The following is a 19,739-nucleotide window of genomic DNA, read 5'->3' as shown; positions in this document are numbered from 1 at the left end:
AAGTCAATATGGATGCAGCAAGGGTAGCAGAGCGCCGCGGTGCGGCCGGCGGCATCCCTGCCGGTGGCAGGGGCGGGCCGGCAGCGATGGATTCATGAATCTGTCGACCGAATGAGTGTCGTCGCAGGAAATCCTGTCGCACCGCTTAGTGATTACACTAGCCCGCGCGGATGCAGACGGCCGCCCGCCGGCCATGGAGACAGACGATGTTCGAAGGATTCACGCCGCACCGGATCGATTGCGGCGACGTTGCCATCCACGCGGTGGCCGGCGGCCAGGGGCCTGCCTTGCTGTTGCTGCATGGCCACCCGCAGACCCATGCGATCTGGCACAAGGTGGCGCCCGAACTGGCGCGGCATTTCACCGTGGTGGCCGCAGACCTGCGCGGCTATGGCGACAGCGGCAAGCCCGCGGGTTTGCCGGACCACGCCAACTACAGCAAGCGCACCATGGCCGCCGACCAGCTCACGCTGATGCGCGCGCTCGGCTTCGAACGGTTCAGCGTGCTGGCGCACGACCGCGGCGCGCGCGTGGCGCACCGGCTGGTGCTCGATCATCCACAGGCGGTGACGCGGCTGGTGACGCTGGATATCGCCCCCACGCTGGCGATGTACGCGCAGACCAGCGAGGCCTTTGCCCGCGCCTACTGGCACTGGTTCTTCCTGATCCGGCCGGCGCCATTCCCGGAAACGCTGATCGAAGCGGATCCCGCGCTCTACCTGCGCCAGACCATGGGTGCCCGCAGCGCCGGGCTGGCGCCGTTCACCGATGCCGCCATGGCCGAGTACCTGCGCTGCCTGAGCCTGCCCGGCGCCGCCCACGGGCTGTGCGAGGACTACCGCGCCAGTGCCACCATCGACCTCGAGCATGACCGCGCCGACCTTGCCGCGGGCCGCATGGTCGAGTGCGAGATGCTGGCGCTGTGGGGCGAGCAGGGCGCCGTCGGGCAGTGTTTCCGGCCGCTGGACGAATGGCGCAAGGCGGCGCGGCGCGTGCGCGGGCATGCGCTGCCGTGCGGCCACTACATTGCCGAAGAGATGCCGGAGCGCCTGCTGGAGGAAGTGCTGCCGTTCCTGCGCGGCTGAAGGTCCCCCGGTTACCCCTCCGACCCGCGGCATCTTGCCGCATCAGCGCCTGTCGCATGCCGCAATAGGCGCTTTTTCGTGTTCCCACGTTACGAAAAGCCCCCAGACCATCTCAGGGAAATACGATTGCCGCTTACATACATTCATGAATGGATGTATGATTTTGCGAAGAATTCATATTCCCGCAACGACTTTATTGTCGCCCCCGAGATGACATATCGCTTTATCGCTATCGCACTGGTGACCTGGGTGGGCATCTGCGCCACCGCAGGCCTGGTCGTCGAACGCCTCTGGAGTTGAGGCAGCGCCCTGGGAACGGCGCCGGCCCGCGCTCCCGCCACGAACCACATTACCGCTTCTGAAGTAGCCGGGTATCAGGGTATCAGGCGGCCGCGGCACGCGGCGCCTGTGCCAGGCTGTCAAAGAACTGCCACAGCTGCGGCGCGTCGCCGGTGGCCACGTTGAAGCGGATCCACGGCGAGTCGGTCTCGTCCGGCTCGAAGTACGAGCCCGGCGCCAGCCAGATGCCGTGCTCCAGCGCCAGCGTGGCCAGCTGGTTGCCGCTCAGCGGCTCGCCGCGCCGGCTCGCCTGCAGCCGCTGCTGGGTGTCTTCGCACAGCCGCGCCCAGGCGAACATTCCGCCTTCGGGGCGCAGCAGCACCTCCAGGCCGTGCGCCTCCATCTTTTCCGTCACCAGGTCCTGCTGCGCGCGCAGCCGCTCGGCCAGCGCGGCCACGTGGCGACCGTAGTGGCCGCTGGTCAGCACCGAGTAGACCAGGCGCTCGGTCACTTCGGACGAGGTCAGCCCGACCGCCATCTTGGTCCGCGCGAAAGCCTTGGCCAGGTCCGGGCTGGCGGCAAGGTAGCCCACGCGCAGCGACGGCGTGATGGTCTTGGAAAAGCCATTGACGTAGACCACCTGCGACAACCCGTCCATGGCCGCCAGCATCGGCGAGCCAGCCGGCGCCAGCTCGCGGTAGATATCGTCTTCCACCACCAGCAGCCGGTGCTGCTCGGCGAGCTGCAGCACGCGGAAGGCGTTCATGCTGCTGAGGCTGGCGCCGGTCGGGTTCTGCAGCACGGTGTTGACGAAGAGGGCGCGCGGGGCGTGGGCGCGGATCGCGTCGTCGAGCGCATCGGTGTCGAGCCCGGCCGCCGAACGCGGCACGCCGATGACGCGCAGCCCCGCCAGCCGCAGGATCTGCAGCAGGTTGCAGTAGCAGGGCGATTCCACCAGCACGGTGTCGCCGCCGCGCAGCAGCGTGCGCACCACCAGGTCCAGCGCCTGGGTCGCGCCCTGCGTCAGCACCACCTGCTGCGCCTGCAGCGGGATGCCGTACTGGCCGAGGCCGGTGGCGATATGCTCGCGTAGCGGCGCGAAACCATACGGATGGCCGTAGCCAGACAACTGCGCCGCAGGCACCCGGGCCGAGGCGCGCATAGCCTGGTGCAGGCCTTCCTCGTTGAGCCAGTCCCCCGGGAGCCAGCCGGCGCCGGCCTTGATCGGCACGGAATGATCGGCGAACACATCCGACAGCAGCCAGGCCGCGTTCAGCCCCGGCGCTTCCCATTGCGGCGCACGGGCGCTGCCGGTGGGCGCGTGACGGTGCGCCACGGTGTAGCCGGAGCCCGGCCGCGCGGCCAGGTAGCCCAGTGCGGTCAGCCGCCCGTAGGCCTCGGCCACGGTGAAGGTGCTGACCTGGTGGTGCTGGGCAAAGCGGCGTACCGACGGCAGCGTGGCACCGGCGCGCAGCGCGCGCTGCTCCACCAGCGCGGCGATGCCGGCGACGATCTGCTCAGTCAGGGTTTCGCCGCCGCGGCGGCTGCGGGTCAGGTTCAGGGTCAGCATCGGAAGCGTTGCACTAGGCACCTCGGTAGGCGCGAACCTGTACAGTTTAACGGCCGCACAGGGGCGACGCGCGCAGGCCCATTCCAAGTAGCGAAAATTGCCGCAGTGCAGCGTGGGATGCCGCACGGTGCCGGCAAACGCTGCGTGGCACGGTGGCGGTCGCGGCGGGCGCCGCGGCTGCTTGCCTGTACGGTTTGGCGTGATCAAACTGTACGGTAAGGCGGTGCTGTCCGTACTGTATATTTTGTCGGCCAGACGCCGCCGGTAGAGTGGCCGTCATTGCCGCCGTTTCCGTGCCTGCTTCAGTGCCCGCCACTCTCAGCGGGCCGGAACGGCACCAGCCAACCGACCCGCCCAATTGCCCCGAGGAGGACGTATGGACGCCGCCAAGACCGTGATTCCCGATCTCGATGCCCTGTGGATGCCCTTCACCGCCAACCGCCAGTACAAGGCGGCGCCGCGCCTGCTCGCGTCGGCAAGCGGCATGTACTACACCACCCACGACGGCCGCCAGATCCTGGATGGTTGCGCCGGCCTCTGGTGCGTGGCCGCGGGCCACTGCCGCAAGGAAATCGCCGACGCCGTCGCGCGCCAGGCGGCAACGCTGGACTATGCGCCGCCGTTCCAGATGGGCCACCCGCTGTCGTTCGAGGCCGCCACCAAAGTGGCCGCGGTCATGCCGCAGGGACTGGACCGCATCTTCTTCACCAACTCGGGTTCGGAGTCGGTCGACACCGCGCTGAAGATCGCGCTGGCGTACCACCGCGCGCGCGGCGAAGGCCAGCGCACCCGCTTTATCGGCCGCGAGCGCGGCTACCACGGCGTTGGCTTTGGCGGCATGGCGGTGGGCGGCATCGGCCCGAACCGCAAGGCCTACTCGGCCAACCTGATGCCGGGCACGGATCACCTGCCGGCTACGCTCAACATCGCCGAGGCCGCCTTCTCCAGGGGCCAGCCGCAATGGGGCGCGCATCTCGCCGACGAGCTGGAGCGCATCCTTGCGCTGCATGACCCGGCCAACGTCGCCGCCGTGATCGTCGAGCCGCTGGCCGGCTCCGCCGGCGTGCTGGTGCCGCCGCTCGGCTACCTGGAAAAACTGCGCGAGATCACCAGCAAGCACGGCATCCTGCTGATTTTCGATGAAGTGATCACCGCCTTCGGCCGCCTCGGCGCGGCCACCGCAGCCGAGCGCTTCAACGTGACGCCGGACCTGATCACCATGGCCAAGGCGATCAACAACGCGGCGGTGCCGATGGGCGCCGTGGCGGTGCGCCGCGAAGTGCACGATGCCGTAGTCAATGCTGCCGCGCCGGGCACGATCGAGCTGCTGCATGGCTACACCTACTCCGGCCACCCGCTGGCCGCCGCCGCTGCCGTGGCCACGCTCGACCTGTACCAGCGCGAGAACCTGTTCGGCCGCGCGGCCGAGCTGTCGCCGGTGTTCGAGGCGGCGGTGCACAGCGTGCGCGGCGCGCCGCACGTGAAGGACATCCGCAACTTCGGCATGGTGGCCGGGATCGAGCTGGAGCCGCGTCCGGGCCAGCCCGGCGCGCGGGCCTACGAGGCCTTCCTCAAGTGCCTGGAGCTGGGCGTGCTGGTGCGCTACACCGGCGACATCCTGGCGTTCTCGCCGCCGCTGATCATCTCGGAAGCGCAGATCGGCGAACTGTTCGATACGGTGAAGAAAGCGCTGCAGGACATCAAATAAGCGGCGCACGCCGCCTCGCATTGCCGCCGGCCCTTCGGGGCCGGCTCTCTCCCTCTCTCTCCCTGATTGCAAGCCACGGCGCGCGCCGTGGCCATCGAAGGATCCCAAGTGAGCATCGCAGAAAACCGGCAACTGGCCGAAATCCATCATTACATCGGCGGTGCCGTGCGCCGCGCCGGCGGCCAGCGCCTGGCTGACGTATTCAATCCCGCCACCGGCGAAGTTGCGGCGCGCGTGGCACTTGGCACCGCACAGGACGTTGCCGATGCGGTGGCTGCCGCCAAGGCCGCGTTTCCGGCATGGGCCGAGACGCCGCCGCTGCGCCGCGCGCGCATCCTGTTCAAGTTCAAGGAGCTGCTCGACCAGCACCATGACGACCTGGCCGCGCTGATCACGCGCGAGCATGGCAAGGTGTTCTCCGATGCCAGGGGCGAAGTCACGCGCGGCATCGAGGTGGTGGAGTTTGCCTGCGGCATTCCCAACCTGCTCAAGACGGACTTCACCGACAACATCGGTGGCGGCATCGACAACTGGAACCTGCGCCAGCCGCTAGGCGTGGTGGCGGGGATCACGCCGTTCAACTTCCCGGTGATGGTGCCGATGTGGATGTTCCCCTGCGCCAGCCGCTAGGCGTGGTGGCGGGGATCACGCCGTTCAACTTCCCGGTGATGGTGCCGATGTGGATGTTCCCGGTGGCACTGGCATGCGGCAATACGTTCGTGCTGAAGCCGTCGGAGCGCGATCCTTCGCCCAGCTTGCTGATTGCCGATCTGTTGCGCCAGGCTGGCTTGCCCGATGGCGTGTTCAACGTCGTGCAGGGGGACAAGGAAGCAGTCGATGCGCTGCTGTCGCATCCGGATGTGCAGGCGTTGTCGTTCGTTGGCTCGACGCCGATTGCCGAGTACATCTATACGGAAGGGACCAGGCATGGCAAGCGGGTGCAGGCGCTGGGCGGGGCCAAGAACCACCTGGTGGTGATGCCGGATGCGGACCTGGACCAGGCGGTCGATGCGCTGATTGGTGCGGCTTATGGCTCGGCGGGCGAGCGCTGCATGGCGATCTCCGTTGCCGTGGCGGTGGGGGACGTTGCTGACAAGCTGGTGCCGCGGCTGGCGGAGCGGGCGCGTGCGCTGAAGATCCGTAACGGGATGGAGTCAGACGCCGAAATGGGTCCATGATCGGCCTGGACACCATGCTGGCCGTGATGGAAGTGCTGTACACCGAATTCGCCGATCCGAAGTACCGTCCGGCAATGCTGATGCGCGAGATGGTGGCTGCCGGCTACCTGGGCCGCAAGACCGGCCGCGGCGTGTACGTCTACAGCAAGTAATCGTTACTTGCCCCCTTCTATTGGAGATTTAGAGCATGACGCGTGAAGTCGTAGTGGTGAGCGGTGTCCGTACCGCAATCGGGACCTTTGGCGGCAGCCTGAAGGACGTGGCGCCGGCCGAACTGGGCGCGCTGGTGGTGCGCGAGGCGCTGGCCTGGTGCCGCGGCTGGCGGAGCGGGCGCGTGCGCTGAAGATCCGTAACGGGATGGAGTCAGACGCCGAAATGGGTCCGCTGGTGACCAGGGCGCACAAGGCCAAGGTCGAGGGGTATATCGCCAGGGGCGTGGAAGAAGGCGCGACGCTGGTGACCGATGGGCGGGGGCACAAGGTCGAAGGGCATGAAAACGGCTTCTACGTCGGTGGCACGTTGTTCGATCATGTGAAGCCCGACATGACCATCTACAAGGAAGAGATTTTTGGACCGGTCTTGTCGGTAGTGCGGGTGCATGATTTTGCCGAGGCGGTGGCGTTGATCAATGCGCATGAGTTTGGCAACGGCGTGTCGTGCTACACCAGCGACGGCGGGATTGCACGGGCGTTTGCGCGGCAAATCCAGATTGGTATGGTCGGGATTAATGTTCCCATCCCTGTGCCTATGGCCTGGCATTCATTTGGTGGATGGAAACGTTCGCTGTTCGGCGACCATCATGCCTACGGCGAAGAAGGCGTGCGGTTCTATACGCGCTACAAGAGCGTGATGCAGCGGTGGCCGGATGCCATTGCCAAGGGGGCTGAATTTACGATGCCGGTGGCTAAGTAAGGGTTGGTTTGACTTACGGCCCTGCGGGCGGCCACTCTTATCGTAGTGAGCCGGGGTTTTCGTACGGGGCTTGTGTCTGTCGGCTATTGCGTGCCGGCACGCGCCTGTCTGTACGCCCTCGGCGTGGCTGACTCAGTCCTGTTCCAGCAGGCACGAAAGGCCTGCACGCTGGCGAAGCCGCTCTTCAGCGCGATTTCCTCCACGGCCAGGCTTGATGACGCAAGCAGCTTGCGCGCGCGTGCCATGCGCAGCGTGAGCTGGTATTGCTTGGGCGTCAGGCCGGTTTCCTCATGGAAGATGCGGGACAGGTGCCGCACGCTGATGGCAAAGCGGTCGGCGAAGCGCGGGTCGGCGACATTGGCATGGAGCTCGCGCGTGATCGCGTCCTGCGCCGCATGCACCAGTGCGTTGCCATGCGAACGCGCGCGGAACTGCGGCGCCAGCTGCGGATCGCCGCTGAAGCGGCGGAAGGGCACGACGTTGTCGCGCGCGACGGCGATGGCGGCGTCATCGCCGTAAGCGTCGGCGACCAGCCGCAGCGCGAGATCGATGCCGGAGGCAACGCCGGCCGACGTCCATACATTGCCATCGCGAACGAAGACCCGGTTGTCGATGACCGACGCGGCTGGATGCCGCGCGCGCAGGCGGCGGGTATGTCCATGGTGGGTGGTGCACAGGCGGCCGTCGAGCAGGCCCGCGGCGCCCAGCAGGAAAGCGCCGGTGCAGACGGCGGCGACCTGCACGCCCGCGTTCCTGCCGTCGGCAAACGTTTCCCTGAGCCAGGCCGCCGTATCACGCCACGCCGCGGAAGTGGTCAGTGTGTCCAGAAGTTTGCTGCCGATCGCCAGCACCACATCGCCAGGTTCCAGTCGCGCAGGCAGCCGTTCGACCTGGCCCAACGCCGGTCCCTGGAACGACGTGACGCTCGAATGCGGTCCCGCGCAGCGCACCCGCAGCGGTGCAAGGCCCAGTTCCGCTACGCTGGAAAAGATCTGGAGCGGGCCGCCGAGGTCGAGCATGTGGACATTGGGCAGCACCAGCAGATAGGCGGTGGTCATGGCGGCAAGGAAAGGGCGAACGGTCCGATGCCGCCATTCTCGCGCGATCCGGCGGCGCCGCAACAGCCATGGCTGAAAATTTGCTTTTTTGGTCCACGACCTTGCCGTGGCGGCAGGATGGCGTTGCTTAGCATGTCGGCAAGCCCGCCCGACACAGGAACCGCCATGACCCGCACCCGCATCCCCGCGATCACCCTCGCGCTGGTCGCCATCGGCTTTGCCGCGATGTTCGTCTCGACCGCGGTGAAGGGCCTGTACCAGGTGTATTTCGTCGACCTCGCTGCCCACTTCGGCCAGGGCCGCGCGCAGTTCGCCTGGTCCGGCAGCGTGTTCATGCTGGCGACGGGACTGATGTCGCCGGTGGTCGGCGCACTAAGCGATCGGGTCGGGCCGCTGCGCACGGCCGCGACGGGAGCATTGGCCGCGGGGCTGGCGCTGGGCAGCGTGGCGTGGTGGCACCAGTCGCTCGCATTCTTCGTGCTGGCGTTCGGGCTGGCGGGCGCGTTCGGCCTGGCGGCGATGACCTTTGTGCCGATGGGCATCCTGGTCGATCGCCTGTTCGAGGAGCGCAGGAAGGGACTGGCCTATGCGGTCGTGACGAACGGTACCGCGATCGGATTCATCGTGCTGTCGCCGCTGTGGATCTGGCTGCAGCCGCGGGCGGGATGGACCACGGCCTTCGGCGCGGCGGGGGTGGTGTTCGCGCTGCCGGTGGCTGGCGCGCTGTGGCTGGCCTCGCGCCGGGAGCCGCGAGCCGCGCCGGCGCCGCAGGCGGCGGAGGTCTCGGCATGGGCGGTGGTCCGGCGCGACCCGGTCTTCTATGCGCTGGCGGCGGGCTTCTTCGGTTGTGGAGCGACCATGGCCTTCATCGACGTGCACCTGGTGGCGCAATGGCAGGGACAAGGCGTGCCACGGCTGGCGATGGGCACCGCGCTGAGCACGCTGGGCGTGCTGGAGCTGGCCAGCGGCATTGTCTCCGGCGCGCTGGCGTTGCGGTGGGACAAGCATCGCCTGCTGGCGGGGTTCTATGCACTGCGCTCGCTGTCGATGGTGCTGCTGCTGGTGCCGGGCCTTGGCGTGCTGCCCTTTGCAATGGGCTTTGGCGCAAGCTACCTGGGCACGGTGATCCTGACCTCGATGTTCTGCTTCGAGCGCTATGGCAGCCGGATCAAGGGCAAGGTATTCGGGCTGCTGTTCCTGGGCCACCAGTTGGGCGCCTTCCTGACGGTGCAGCTGGGCGCGTGGTCGTTCGATGCCACGCGCAGCTACCGGCACGCCATCGTCGCGCTGGTCGGGATCACGCTGTGTTCGGCGGCATGTTCGTGGTTCGGGCTGCGCCGGGCGGGGGCGTTGCCGGTGGTGGCGACTGGCCGGGCGCAGGCTGTGGCACCGAGCCGTTGAATCGGCATCATGTTGCTGAAACTTCTGCTGGCGTCCGCCACGCTGGCGCCACTGGCGGCGGCCTGCACGATGCCGTGCACGCGGCAGGCCCGGATTCTCCTGTTCGTGGTGCTGGCGCTCGCCGGCACCGCCATGCTGATGCTGGACCCGCTCTCCGCCGCGCTGGCTCGCGTGGACGGCATTCTTGCCGCGCCCGGGTGCGGCGGCTGATGCCGGCTCAGGCCGGCTCAGGCCGGCTGAGGCCGGTCAGCACCGGGCGATCGCGCGTTCTCTATCATTCCGACGTCGTGCCCGCTGGGGCGCTGGCGCCGAAAGTGACGTCCGCGCAGTGCGGCAGGCGTAAACTAGCGCGCTTTTTCCGGGCCGCCGCCAATGCAGAAGCAGGCGCGCCGGCCACTGCTGCAGGAGTCTGAATGAGTTTGTTCCGCACCAAGGACATCGACGCGATGCTGGCCGTCGCGCGCGATGACGGCTTGAGGAAGGTGCTGGGTCCGGTCGACCTGGTGATGATGGGAATCGGCGCCATCATCGGCACCGGGATTTTCGTGCTGACCGGCACCGGCGCGCTGACCGCGGGGCCGGCGCTGACCGTGTCCTTCGTCATTGCCGCGCTGGCGTGCGGCTTTGCCGCGTTGTGCTACGCGGAGTTTGCCTCGGCCATCCCGGTATCGGGATCGATCTATACCTACAGCTATGCCACGCTTGGCGAGATCGTCGCGTGGATGATCGGGTGGGACCTGCTGCTGGAATACGGGCTGGCCACCTCGGCCGTATCGGTGGGCTGGTCGGGCTATTTCCAGTCGCTGATGGCGGGCTTCGGGCTGAAGCTGCCGGCGGCGCTGACCGCCGCGCCGGGCTCGGTGCCGGGCGTGGAGACCCTGATCAACCTCCCGGCCTGCCTGATCATGCTGGCCATCACCTGGGTCGTGTCTTACGGCGTGCGCGAATCCACGCGCGTGAACAACCTGATGGTGGCCGTGAAGATCGGCGTGGTGGTGCTGTTTATCGCGGTCGGCGTCTGGCACGTGCAGCCGGCCAACTGGGAGCCGTTTGCGCCGTTCGGCTTCAGCGGCATCTTCAATGCGGCGGCGCTGGTGTTCTTCGCCTTTATCGGCTTCGATGCGGTGACTTCTGCGGCCGAAGAAGTGCGCAACCCGCGCCGCGACCTGCCGATCGGCATCGTCGGCTCGCTGGCCGTATGCACGGTGCTGTATGTCGTGGTGGCGGCGATCATGACCGGCATCGTGCCGTTCGCCAAGTTTGCCGGCGTCGACCACCCGGTGTCGCTGGCGCTGCAATACGCGGGGCAAAACTGGGTCGCGGGCTTTGTCGACCTGGGCGCGATCCTGGGCATGACCACGGTGATCCTGGTGATGACCTACGGCCAGACCCGCGTGATCTTCGCCATGTCGCGCGACGGGCTGTTGCCGGAGCGGCTGTCGTCGGTGCATCCCGTGCATGCGACGCCTTACTTCGCCACCTGGACCGTGGGCCTGATCTTTGCCGCGATTGCCGGCTTCGTGCCGCTGAACGTGCTGGCCGAGCTGATCAATATCGGCACGCTGGCGGCCTTTACGCTGATCTCGGTGGCGGTGCTGGTGCTGCGCAAGACCCGTCCCGACCTGCCGCGCGCGTTCCGCTGCCCGGGCGTGCCGGTGGTGCCGCTGCTGTCGGTCGGCTTCTGCCTGTTCCTGATGGCGCACCTGCAGGCACTGACCTGGATTGCCTTCCTGGTGTGGCTGGCGCTGGGGCTGGTGATCTACTTCGCCTACGCGCGGCGCAACGCCGTGCTGCATAACCACGGCGGCTAGGCGTCAGCGCGGGCGGCGCTCCGCCGCGGCCTTCATGAAGGCCACCGCGCGCGGCTCGTTGGCATAGGCGGCGTTGATGCGGATCCAGGCCGAGGCCTCGCCGCCGGGCCGGAAATAATTGCCCGGCGCCAGCGTCACGCCGAATTCCTCGCCCAGCGCCACCAGGTCGCGCGAATCCTCGATGAAAGGTGGCCGCGCCCACAGGAAGTTGCCGCCGCTCGGTTCGCAGAACACTTCCCAGCCGCAGCCGGTCAGCTGCCGCACCGCGTTGGCCGACGCCTCGCGCACGCGCAGGCGCAGCCGCTCGATGTATTTGCGATAGCCGCCGCGCTCCAGCAGCGCCGCCGTGACCGCTTCCGCGAAGTGCGAGCCGGCGACGCTGGTCAGCACCTTGACGTCGACGAGGTCCTTGACCAGCGCCTTGTCGGCCACCACGTAGCCGATCCGCAGCGACGCCGACACCGTCTTGGAAAACCCGCCGATGTAGATCACGTGCTCGAGCTGGTCCAGCGTGGCCAGCCGGTCGGTGAAGTGCGTCTGGAAGTCCGAGAAGATGTCGTCCTCGACAAAGCGGAAGCCGTGCCGGCGCGCCAGCTCCAGCAGCCGGAACGCGACCGGCGGCGCCAGCGTCGAGCCGGTGGGGTTCTGCAGCACGCTGTTGGTGAAGAACAGCTTGGGCTTGTGCTGGCGCAGCAGCGCCTCGCACGCGTCGGGGTCCGGGCCGTGGGGCGTGTGCGGCACGCCCACCAGCTGCACGCCATGCAGCCGCAGCAGGCCGAACAGGTTGTAGTAGCCGGGGTCCTCAACGAACACCGTATCGCCCGGCTTGAGCAGGTGGCGCACCACCAGGTCCAGCGCCTGGCTGGCGCCGGTAGTGATCAGCACCTGCGGCAGTTCCGCCGCGATGCCGAGCTGGCGCACGCGCAGCAGCACCTGCCTGCGCAGTTCGGGATGGCCCAGCGGCGTGGCGTAGTGGATCACGCTGTCGATCTCGGTGCGCGAGATCGCGCGGATCGCCTGCTGCAGCCCTTCCACGTCGCGCCAGGTCTCGGGCACGAAGCCGCCGGCCAGCTTCAGCGTGCTGCTGGGGTGGTTGAACTGCTCCAGGATGTGGTCGGAAAGATCCTCCGCCAGGCTGGGGTCCGACCAGCCGCGCTCCGAGCGCCCCGCGAGCGGGCTGTCCGCCACGTAGAAGCCCGACCCCTGCCGCGAATCCAGCAGCCCCTGCGACACCAGCCGGTCATAGGCCTCGATCACGGGGAAGCGGCTGATGCCGTTTTCCGCCGCCAGCTGGCGGATCGAGGGCAGTTTTGCCCCCGGCCGGGCCTCGCGGTTGCCGATCCACGACTTCACGCCATTGACGATCTGATCGGTCAGTGGAATCCCGGTGGAAGCATCTAATATGAGTTTCATAGGCAGGCAGCCGGGGGAAACCGGGATATGCAACTGTCAGTGCAACTGTCAGGGAAAACTACTGAACAGTTCATCGAAAACTGTTCACAACTGTACATGGGATTGTAGTGAGGGATGCGAATAATGGAAGCGTGGCGGAGATATCGGTTCCGCCAGGCTGATCAGGAGAGCATCATGCGCGAACTACGGACTTTCGAACTGGACGAGCCCGGACAGCCAGTGAGCTGGCGCGCCGGTTACGGGCAGACCGTCTGCGCGGCGGCGGGCAAGCTGTGGGTGACGGTGGAAGGCAATCCCAACGATATCTGGCTCGAGCCCGGCCAGGAACTGGCGCTGCCGGAAGGCTATCGCGTATGGCTGTCGGGCGATGGCCCGGAAGCACGCTTCACGCTGGCCCAGACGCCGGCACCGTGGTCGATGCGGCGGATGGCGGCGTGGCTGCACGCGCTGCGCCATCGGGTCGAGGAGCACAGCACGGATGCGTTCGGGGAATGCCCCCGGATATGGGCGTTGTGCCGGTGATCTCTTGCATTGCTGGCGAAGTACCCAGGGAGGGCCACCGCGAGGTGGCCTTTTGTTTGCCTGCTCTGCGCCGCGGCCACCTACTCTATAAGCACCGCTGCCCGCGCCGTTGGGGTTCCGCCTCATTGATTGACGTTTACGTCAACGTCATATAATCGACCAGCCCCAACCCCGGGGCCAGCCCGCGCACTTCCCGCCAAGCCGGCGCAGACCAGCACCCCGGGCGGACCTCGCGGTGGCAGCCAACACCCAGAGACGGTGGAGACAATGACCGACCTTTCCGATGTGCATGATGTGCGCCGCGGTGCGCCGCAGCCCAAGCCGGCGGAGCAGGGCCGCGGTCCGGCCAACAAGGTGCGCTTTGTCACGGCGGCGTCGCTGTTCGACGGCCATGACGCCTCGATCAACATCATGCGCCGCATCCTGCAGTCGCACGGCTGCGAGGTGATCCACCTGGGCCACAACCGCTCGGTCGAGGAGGTGGTCACGGCGGCCTTGCAGGAAGACGCGCAGGGCATTGCCATTTCCAGCTACCAGGGCGGCCACGTCGAGTACTTCCAGTACATGGTCGACCTGCTGCGCGAAAAGGGCGGCGCGCATGTGCAGGTTTTCGGCGGCGGTGGCGGCGTGATCGTGCCGGACGAGATCCGCGAACTGCAGGCCTACGGCGTGGCGCGCATCTACAGCCCGGAAGACGGGCAACGCATGGGCCTGGCCGGCATGATTGCCGACATGGTGCAGCGCTGCGACATCGACCTGTCGCGCTACGCGCCCACTTCGCTCGATCCGGTTGCAGGCGGCGACCGCCGCGCGCTGGCGCAGCTGATTACCGCGCTGGAAAACGGCAAGGCCGATGCCGCGCTGGTGCAGGCGATGCACGCGCAGGCGAAGCAGGCTTCGATTCCCGTCCTCGGTATCACCGGCACTGGCGGCGCCGGCAAGTCGTCGCTGACCGACGAACTGATCCGCCGCTTCCGCCTCGACCAGCAGGATGCGTTGTCGATCGCCGTGATCTCGATCGACCCGTCGCGCCGCAAGTCCGGCGGCGCGCTGCTGGGCGACCGGATCCGCATGAATGCGATCAACCATCCGAACATCTTCATGCGCTCGCTGGCCACGCGCGAGGCGGGCTCGGAGATCTCGCAGGCATTGCCGGACGTCATCGCCGCATGCAAGGTGGCGGGCTTCGACCTGGTGATCGTTGAGACCTCGGGCATCGGGCAGGGCGACGCCGCGATCGTGCCGCACGTGGACCTGTCGCTGTACGTGATGACGCCCGAGTTCGGCGCTGCCAGCCAGCTCGAGAAGATCGACATGCTGGACTTTGCCGACTTCGTCGCCATCAACAAGTTCGACCGCAAGGGCGCGCAGGATGCGTGGCGCGACGTGGCCAAGCAGGTGCAGCGCAACCGCGAGCAATGGCATGGCAAGGCCGAGGACATGCCGGTCTACGGCACGCAGGCATCGCGCTTCAATGACGATGGCGTGACCATGCTGTACCAGGGATTGCGCGCGGCACTGGCCGAGCGCGGCCTGAAGTTGCGGCCCGGTTCCCTGCCCGAGCTGTGGGGGCGCATCTCCACTGGCCAGAACGTGATCGTGCCGCCGGCACGCAGCCGCTATCTCGCCGAGCTGGCAGATACCTTGCGCGCCTACCACCGCCGCGTGGCAGAGCAAAGCCGCATCGCGCGCGAGCGCCAGCAGTTGCGCGAATCCAGCCGCATGCTGCAGGCCGCGCAGGGCGATGGCGCTGCACTCGATGCACTCGCCGCCCAACGCGACAGCGCGCTAGGCCAGGTCGAGCGCAAGCTGCTGGCGATGTGGCCGCAGATGCGCGAGGCCTACAGCGGCGACGAATACGTGGTGAAGATCCGCGACAGGGAAATCCGCACCGGCCTGGTCACGACGACGCTGTCAGGCACCAAGGTGCGTAAGGTGGTGCTGCCGCGCTTCGAGGACGAAGGCGAGGTGCTGAAGTGGCTGATGCGCGAGAACGTGCCCGGCAGCTTCCCTTACACCGCCGGCGTGTTCGCCTTCAAGCGCGAGAACGAAGACCCGACGCGCATGTTCGCCGGCGAGGGCGATGCCTTCCGCACCAACCGGCGCTTCAAGCTGGTGTCCGAGGGCATGGAGGCCAAGCGCCTGTCGACCGCGTTCGACTCGGTCACGCTGTATGGCGAAGACCCGCACGTGCGCCCGGACATCTACGGCAAGGTCGGCAACTCGGGCGTGTCGATCGCCACGCTCGACGACCTGAAGGTGCTGTACGACGGCTTCGACCTGACCAGTCCGTCGACGTCGGTGTCGATGACCATCAACGGCCCCGCGCCGACCATCCTGGCGATGTTCATGAACACCGCCATCGACCAGCAGCTCGACAAGTTCCGCGCCGACAACCAGCGCGAGCCGACCGCCGACGAAGAGGCCAAGATCCGCGCCTGGGTGCTGCAGAACGTGCGCGGCACGGTGCAGGCCGACATCCTCAAGGAAGACCAGGGCCAGAACACCTGCATCTTCTCCACCGAGTTCTCGCTCAAGGTGATGGGCGATATCCAGGAGTACTTCGTGCACCACCAGGTGCGCAACTTCTACTCGGTGTCGATCTCCGGCTACCACATCGCCGAGGCCGGCGCGAACCCGATCTCGCAGCTCGCCTTCACGCTCGCCAACGGCTTCACCTACGTGGAAGCCTACCTGGCGCGCGGCATGCACATCGACGACTTCGCGCCCAACCTGTCGTTCTTCTTCTCCAACGGCATGGACCCGGAATACAGCGTGCTGGGGCGCGTCGCGCGCCGCATCTGGGCGGTGACCATGCGCGACAAGTACGGCGCCAACGAACGCAGCCAGAAGCTCAAGTACCACATCCAGACCTCGGGCCGCTCGCTGCACGCGCAGGAGATCGATTTCAACGATATCCGCACCACGCTGCAGGCGCTGATCGCGATCTACGACAACTGCAATTCGCTGCACACCAACGCCTACGACGAGGCCATCACCACGCCGACCGGCGAATCGGTGCGCCGCGCGCTGGCGATCCAGCTGATCATCAATCGCGAGTGGGGCGTGGCCAAGTGCGAGAACCCCAACCAGGGCAGCTTCCTGATCGAGGAACTGACCGACCTGGTGGAAGAAGCGGTGCTGCAGGAATTCGAGCGCATCGCCGAGCGCGGCGGCGTGCTGGGCGCGATGGAGACCGGCTACCAGCGCGGCAAGATCCAGGAAGAATCGCTCTACTACGAGCAGCTTAAGCACGACGGCACGCTGCCGCTCATCGGCGTGAATACCTTCCGCAATCCGGATGGCGACCCGGTCCCGCAGAAGCTGGAGCTGGCGCGCTCCAGCGAGGCCGAGAAGCAGAGCCAGCTGGACCGCCTGCACGCGTTCCAGCAGAGCCATGCCGGCGAGGCGCCGGCGATGCTGCAGCGGCTGCGCCAGGCGGTGATCGACAACCAGAACGTGTTTGCGGTGCTGATGGACGCGGTGCGGGTCTGCTCGCTGGGGCAGATCACGCACGCGCTGTTTGAGGTCGGCGGGCAATACCGGCGCAATATGTAGACCCGGATTCACGTAGTACCCGGCTCAGTGACCGGTAATCGCGCAGGGCGGCCGCAGTGCAGGGCCGCCCTGCGTTACACTCGAATGCTGCGCCGCAGCTAACCGCAACATGGCGCCGGCGGCAACCATCCCGAGACAACCGCAATACGAGACCATGGACAGCCAGTACAACCCGAACAATATCTTTGCCAAGATCCTGCGCGGCGAGATGCCATGCATCAAGGTGTACGAGGACGACAACACCATCGCTTTCATGGACATCATGCCGCAGGCCGACGGCCATACGCTGGTGGTGCCCAAGGAGGCGGCGGTCAATCTCTTCGACCTGTCCGAGCAGGCCGCGCAGGCGGCCATCGTGGCCACGCAGCGCGTGGCGCGCGCGGTGCGCGCGGCCTTCAGCCCCGACGGCATCTCGATCGGCCAGTTCAACGGCGCAGCGGCGGGCCAGACCGTGCCGCATATCCATTTCCATATCGTGCCGCGCTACAACGACCAGGCGCTGCGCGGCCATGCGCGCGACATGCAGGAGCCGGAAGTGCTCAAGGCGCATGCCGAGCGCATCATCGCCGCGCTGGCCAGGCAGGCCGACTGACGCAAACATCGATAAGCAACCAGCAAACAGAGGAAGAGAAGATGGCAATCAGGACAGTAGGTATCGTCGGTGCCGGCACCATGGGCAATGGCATCGCCCAGGCCTGCGCAGTGGTCGGCCTGAAGGTGGTGATGGTCGACATCAGCGACGCCGCCGTGCAGAAGGGCGTGGCCACCGTGGCGGGCAGCCTGGACCGGCTGATCAAGAAGGAAAAGCTGACCGAGGCGCAAAAGGCCGACGCGCTGGCGCGCATCCAGGGCAGCACGTCATATGACGACCTCAAGGCCACCGACATCGTGATCGAGGCCGCCACCGAGAACTACGACCTGAAGGTCAAGATCCTCAGGCAGATCGACGGCATCGTCGGCGAGAACGTGATCATCGCGTCCAACACCTCGTCGATCTCGATCACCAAGCTGGCCGCGGTGACCTCGCGCGCCGACCGCTTTATCGGCATGCACTTCTTCAACCCGGTGCCGGTGATGGCGCTGGTCGAACTGATCCGCGGCCTGCAGACCAGCGACGCCACCCACGCCGCCGTGGAAGCGCTGGCGAAGGAACTGGGCAAGTACCCGATCACGGTCAAGAACAGCCCGGGCTTCGTCGTCAACCGCATCCTGTGCCCGATGATCAATGAAGCCTTCTGCGTGCTGGGCGAAGGCCTGGCCTCGCCCGAAGAGATCGACGAAGGCATGAAGCTGGGCTGCAACCACCCGATCGGCCCGCTGGCGCTGGCCGACATGATCGGCCTGGACACCATGCTGGCCGTGATGGAAGTGCTGTACACCGAATTCGCCGATCCGAAGTACCGTCCGGCGATGCTGATGCGCGAGATGGTGGCCGCCGGCTACCTGGGCCGCAAGACCGGCCGCGGTGTCTACGTCTACAGCAAGTAATTCAGGCGGCATTTACTGCACCTGACGCGTTGCGCCGTATTGGCGTGACGCTGGCCGTACCACCGTGGGGCCGCCGCGTGCGGCCCCTTGTCATGCCCGGATCGGCCACCTCTTGGCCAAATCCCGCTTACACCTCGTTATAAATGGAAACACTCCGCCGCATCCAGTAACAGGAATGCCGGGTACAGTGCACCCATTCCAATTACGACAAAACATCCAATGCTGCCTCCGGTTCTTGTTGCCGCCCTGCTGGCGGGCGCGATGTCGCTGCTTGCCGCCCGTTCCGCCATGGCCCATGTCGATGTCGGCGTGCAGATCGGCGCGCCGGTCTATGTTGCTCCTGCGCCGGTCTACGTGGCGCCGCCGCCGCCGGTGGTCTATGCGCCGCGCTATCACGGCTGGCATGGCGACCGCTACTGGGACGGGCGCCGCTGGTATGGGCGACATGAGTGGCATGGGCACCGCCATCATCGCCACGGTCATGGCCACCGCCATGGGCACGGCCACGGCCACGGCCACGGTCATGGCCACCACGGCCATCGCCACTGAGCGCCCGCGGGGGTGAGGTGCCGCCGCTCAGCGCAGCAGCACCAGCCGCGGCACCGCGTCGGCGCCGCTCCACACCACCGCGTTCTGCCCGTATTTCCCGCCCAGCGAGCGCGCCCCCTCAAGCGACAGGCCCGGCACCAGGAAGCTGGGCTCGGCCGGCCAGCCGTTGGCGGGATGCTCGCCGGCGGCCTCGATCGCACGCAATCCCATTTGCGCCAAGTCCTGCGCCAGCGCCTGCTGGCGCGCCGCGTTGGCGTTGTCGTCGCAACGCTGGCTGAAGGGGTTGGCCGCCGTAATGAAGCCGCTGCACGCTACGCCAAGCGCCTGGTGCAGCGTTGCCAGCGGCGCACTGGCCTGGTCTACCCGCAAGGTCATCGGCGTGCCGCCCAGCACGCGATAGTGCGTTTCGCGATAGGCCTGCAGCGTGGCCGCGTCGATGACCGTGGCCACTGCTACTCCCCGTACTGCCGCAACCCGTCCAGGTCCAGCACTTCGATCACGCCGTAGTCCACCCGCACCAGCTTCTGTTGCTCCAGCACCTTGAGCGCCTGGTTGGCGCGCTGGCGCGAGATGCCGGCGAGCAGGCCGATCTCTTCCTGCGAGATTTCCAGCGTCTTGCCGATGCCAGGGTACAGGTGCTCGTTGAACAGCGACGACACCGCGCGCGCCACGCGTGAATCGATATCGAGCGAGCGTTCGTATTCCACCGCGGCGATGAACTGGCCCAGGCGCTCGTTGAGCTGCGTCAACAGGAAGCGCGTGAACGGCAGGCTGGTGTCCAGCAGCCACTGAAAAGTCTCGAGCGGCAGGAAGGCGATGGTCGAGCGGCGCAGCGCCATCACGTCGTACTTGCGGATCTCCGACTTGAGCACCGCGCCTTCGCCGAACCAGCCGCCGGTGGGCACGCCGGTAAAGGTCACCGACTTGCCCGAGGGCGAGACCGTGGTGATCTTGACGATGCCCTCCAGCACGCCCATCCAGTGCTCGGCCCTGTCGCCCTTGTGGCAGACGTAATCGCCCTGGCTGTATTCATGCACGCACATCGCGCGGCGCACGCGTTCGCGCTGCTCGGGGCTCAGGTCTGCTGCCCACACGCAGCGGTCGACAAAATCGTTCAGCATGGCCTGCAGAAGCTCCGGTAGGGATTAACCCGGAATTGTCACCGGCGTGACAACCCGGGTGGTTGGCATGGGCTATCGTACGATCA

The 19,739-nt window shown here is 66.9% G+C and carries 16 protein-coding genes and 4 pseudogenes; 15 read left to right on the top strand and 5 right to left on the bottom strand.

Annotation, left to right across the window (positions count from 1 at the left end; genetic code table 11):
- Positions 1 to 206 precede the first annotated feature (206 nt).
- The gene (locus ACAD63_RS20860; protein WP_434033221.1) at positions 207 to 1,085 is read left to right on the top strand and encodes an alpha/beta fold hydrolase; all 879 of its coding nucleotides are present in this window, start codon (positions 207 to 209) and stop codon (positions 1,083 to 1,085) included.
- 78 nt (positions 1,086 to 1,163) lie between these two features.
- A complete protein-coding gene (locus tag ACAD63_RS20855) occupies positions 1,164 to 1,385 on the top strand; it encodes a hypothetical protein (RefSeq protein WP_135704276.1) in 222 nt (73 codons plus the stop codon).
- An 82-nt stretch (positions 1,386 to 1,467) separates the two neighbouring features.
- Here ACAD63_RS20855 and ACAD63_RS20850 read toward each other — a convergent pair whose 3' ends face one another.
- Positions 1,468 to 2,934 carry a PLP-dependent aminotransferase family protein gene (locus ACAD63_RS20850; protein WP_135704277.1) on the bottom strand — a complete coding sequence of 489 codons (1,467 nt, stop codon included), beginning with the start codon at positions 2,932 to 2,934 and terminating at the stop codon, positions 1,468 to 1,470.
- A gap of 376 nt (positions 2,935 to 3,310) precedes the next feature.
- On the opposite strand from ACAD63_RS20850, the gene ACAD63_RS20845 reads away from it, so the two are divergent.
- The 5 genes and pseudogenes from ACAD63_RS20845 to ACAD63_RS20825 form a co-directional block, all read left to right on the top strand.
- Complete coding sequence (locus tag ACAD63_RS20845; protein WP_133098197.1) at positions 3,311 to 4,642, top strand: aspartate aminotransferase family protein; 1,332 nt, start codon at positions 3,311 to 3,313, stop codon at positions 4,640 to 4,642.
- A 108-nt stretch (positions 4,643 to 4,750) separates the two neighbouring features.
- Positions 4,751 to 5,817 (top strand): annotated as a pseudogene (locus tag ACAD63_RS20840) (aldehyde dehydrogenase family protein); the annotation flags it as partial.
- A pseudogene (locus tag ACAD63_RS20835) lies at positions 5,817 to 5,972 on the top strand (3-hydroxyacyl-CoA dehydrogenase family protein); the annotation flags it as partial. The pseudogenes ACAD63_RS20840 and ACAD63_RS20835, both read left to right, overlap by 1 nt.
- Positions 5,973 to 6,007: 35 nt before the next feature.
- Positions 6,008 to 6,127 (top strand): annotated as a pseudogene (locus tag ACAD63_RS20830) (acetyl-CoA C-acyltransferase); the annotation flags it as partial.
- Positions 6,127 to 6,732: pseudogene (locus tag ACAD63_RS20825) on the top strand (aldehyde dehydrogenase family protein); the annotation flags it as partial. The pseudogenes ACAD63_RS20830 and ACAD63_RS20825, both read left to right, overlap by 1 nt.
- 83 nt (positions 6,733 to 6,815) lie before the next feature.
- Here the strand turns inward: ACAD63_RS20825 and ACAD63_RS20820 are convergent.
- Positions 6,816 to 7,790, bottom strand: a complete 975-nt coding sequence (locus ACAD63_RS20820; RefSeq protein WP_434033220.1) for a GlxA family transcriptional regulator — start codon at positions 7,788 to 7,790, stop codon at positions 6,816 to 6,818.
- A 165-nt stretch (positions 7,791 to 7,955) separates the two neighbouring features.
- Here ACAD63_RS20820 and ACAD63_RS20815 point away from each other — a divergent pair, with 165 nt between their 5' ends.
- From ACAD63_RS20815 to ACAD63_RS20805, 3 genes are all read left to right on the top strand, one after another.
- Positions 7,956 to 9,191 carry an MFS transporter gene (locus tag ACAD63_RS20815; protein ID WP_434033219.1) on the top strand — a complete coding sequence of 412 codons (1,236 nt, stop codon included), beginning with the start codon at positions 7,956 to 7,958 and terminating at the stop codon, positions 9,189 to 9,191.
- Between the two features lie 9 nt (positions 9,192 to 9,200).
- Positions 9,201 to 9,401 carry a hypothetical protein gene (locus ACAD63_RS20810; RefSeq protein ID WP_133093549.1) on the top strand — a complete coding sequence of 67 codons (201 nt, stop codon included), beginning with the start codon at positions 9,201 to 9,203 and terminating at the stop codon, positions 9,399 to 9,401.
- 203 nt (positions 9,402 to 9,604) lie between these two features.
- Entirely contained in the window at positions 9,605 to 11,002 is a 1,398-nt protein-coding gene (locus ACAD63_RS20805) for an amino acid permease (protein ID WP_135704283.1), read from the top strand.
- Between the two features lie 3 nt (positions 11,003 to 11,005).
- Here the strand turns inward: ACAD63_RS20805 and ACAD63_RS20800 are convergent, their stop codons facing one another.
- Positions 11,006 to 12,415 carry a PLP-dependent aminotransferase family protein gene (locus ACAD63_RS20800; protein WP_135704285.1) on the bottom strand — a complete coding sequence of 470 codons (1,410 nt, stop codon included), beginning with the start codon at positions 12,413 to 12,415 and terminating at the stop codon, positions 11,006 to 11,008.
- 174 nt (positions 12,416 to 12,589) lie between these two features.
- On the opposite strand from ACAD63_RS20800, the gene ACAD63_RS20795 reads away from it, so the two are divergent.
- The 5 genes from ACAD63_RS20795 (at position 12,590) to ACAD63_RS20775 (ending at position 18,532) form a co-directional block, all read left to right on the top strand.
- Entirely contained in the window at positions 12,590 to 12,937 is a 348-nt protein-coding gene (locus tag ACAD63_RS20795) for a DUF2917 domain-containing protein (RefSeq protein ID WP_133093552.1), read from the top strand.
- Positions 12,938 to 13,204: 267 nt separating this feature from the next.
- The gene (gene icmF, locus ACAD63_RS20790; protein WP_434033218.1) at positions 13,205 to 16,495 is read left to right on the top strand and encodes a fused isobutyryl-CoA mutase/GTPase IcmF; all 3,291 of its coding nucleotides are present in this window, start codon (positions 13,205 to 13,207) and stop codon (positions 16,493 to 16,495) included.
- A gap of 154 nt (positions 16,496 to 16,649) precedes the next feature.
- On the top strand, positions 16,650 to 17,087 hold the full coding sequence (locus tag ACAD63_RS20785) for an HIT family protein (RefSeq protein WP_434034031.1): 438 nt from the start codon (positions 16,650 to 16,652) through the stop codon (positions 17,085 to 17,087).
- Positions 17,084 to 17,983: a 3-hydroxybutyryl-CoA dehydrogenase gene (locus ACAD63_RS20780; protein WP_434034030.1), complete on the top strand. Its 900-nt coding sequence runs from the start codon at positions 17,084 to 17,086 to the stop codon at positions 17,981 to 17,983. Before ACAD63_RS20785 ends, ACAD63_RS20780 begins: the two co-directional genes overlap by 4 nt.
- 219 nt (positions 17,984 to 18,202) lie before the next feature.
- Positions 18,203 to 18,532, top strand: coding sequence for a hypothetical protein (locus ACAD63_RS20775; RefSeq protein ID WP_434033217.1), 330 nt, complete (start codon positions 18,203 to 18,205; stop codon positions 18,530 to 18,532).
- A gap of 27 nt (positions 18,533 to 18,559) precedes the next feature.
- Here ACAD63_RS20775 and ACAD63_RS20770 read toward each other — a convergent pair whose 3' ends face one another.
- Both ACAD63_RS20770 and ACAD63_RS20765 read right to left on the bottom strand, forming a co-directional pair.
- Complete coding sequence (locus ACAD63_RS20770) at positions 18,560 to 18,982, bottom strand: DUF3293 domain-containing protein (protein WP_135704294.1); 423 nt, start codon at positions 18,980 to 18,982, stop codon at positions 18,560 to 18,562.
- A 2-nt stretch (positions 18,983 to 18,984) separates the two neighbouring features.
- A complete protein-coding gene (locus ACAD63_RS20765; RefSeq protein ID WP_133093558.1) occupies positions 18,985 to 19,653 on the bottom strand; it encodes a Crp/Fnr family transcriptional regulator in 669 nt (222 codons plus the stop codon).
- Positions 19,654 to 19,739 lie beyond the last annotated feature (86 nt).

The sequence above is a fragment of the Cupriavidus sp. a3 genome (assembly GCF_051015765.1).
GTDB classification, from domain to species: Bacteria; Pseudomonadota; Gammaproteobacteria; order Burkholderiales; family Burkholderiaceae; genus Cupriavidus; species Cupriavidus oxalaticus_A.
The sequence above is the reverse complement of the archived record's forward strand: the minus strand, read 5'-3'. Positions and strand labels throughout refer to the sequence as shown.

Coding starts and splice junctions, on each gene's coding strand:
- ACAD63_RS20860 (WP_434033221.1), top strand. CDS start 207: ATGTTCGAAGGATTCACGCCGCACCGGATCGATTGCGGCGACGTTGCC.
- ACAD63_RS20850 (WP_135704277.1), bottom strand. CDS start 2,934: ATGCTGACCCTGAACCTGACCCGCAGCCGCCGCGGCGGCGAAACCCTG.
- ACAD63_RS20845 (WP_133098197.1), top strand. CDS start 3,311: ATGGACGCCGCCAAGACCGTGATTCCCGATCTCGATGCCCTGTGGATG.
- ACAD63_RS20820 (WP_434033220.1), bottom strand. CDS start 7,790: ATGACCACCGCCTATCTGCTGGTGCTGCCCAATGTCCACATGCTCGAC.
- ACAD63_RS20815 (WP_434033219.1), top strand. CDS start 7,956: ATGACCCGCACCCGCATCCCCGCGATCACCCTCGCGCTGGTCGCCATC.
- ACAD63_RS20810 (WP_133093549.1), top strand. CDS start 9,201: ATGTTGCTGAAACTTCTGCTGGCGTCCGCCACGCTGGCGCCACTGGCG.
- ACAD63_RS20805 (WP_135704283.1), top strand. CDS start 9,605: ATGAGTTTGTTCCGCACCAAGGACATCGACGCGATGCTGGCCGTCGCG.
- ACAD63_RS20800 (WP_135704285.1), bottom strand. CDS start 12,415: ATGAAACTCATATTAGATGCTTCCACCGGGATTCCACTGACCGATCAG.
- ACAD63_RS20795 (WP_133093552.1), top strand. CDS start 12,590: ATGCGCGAACTACGGACTTTCGAACTGGACGAGCCCGGACAGCCAGTG.
- icmF (WP_434033218.1), top strand. CDS start 13,205: ATGACCGACCTTTCCGATGTGCATGATGTGCGCCGCGGTGCGCCGCAG.
- ACAD63_RS20785 (WP_434034031.1), top strand. CDS start 16,650: ATGGACAGCCAGTACAACCCGAACAATATCTTTGCCAAGATCCTGCGC.
- ACAD63_RS20775 (WP_434033217.1), top strand. CDS start 18,203: ATGCTGCCTCCGGTTCTTGTTGCCGCCCTGCTGGCGGGCGCGATGTCG.
- ACAD63_RS20765 (WP_133093558.1), bottom strand. CDS start 19,653: ATGCTGAACGATTTTGTCGACCGCTGCGTGTGGGCAGCAGACCTGAGC.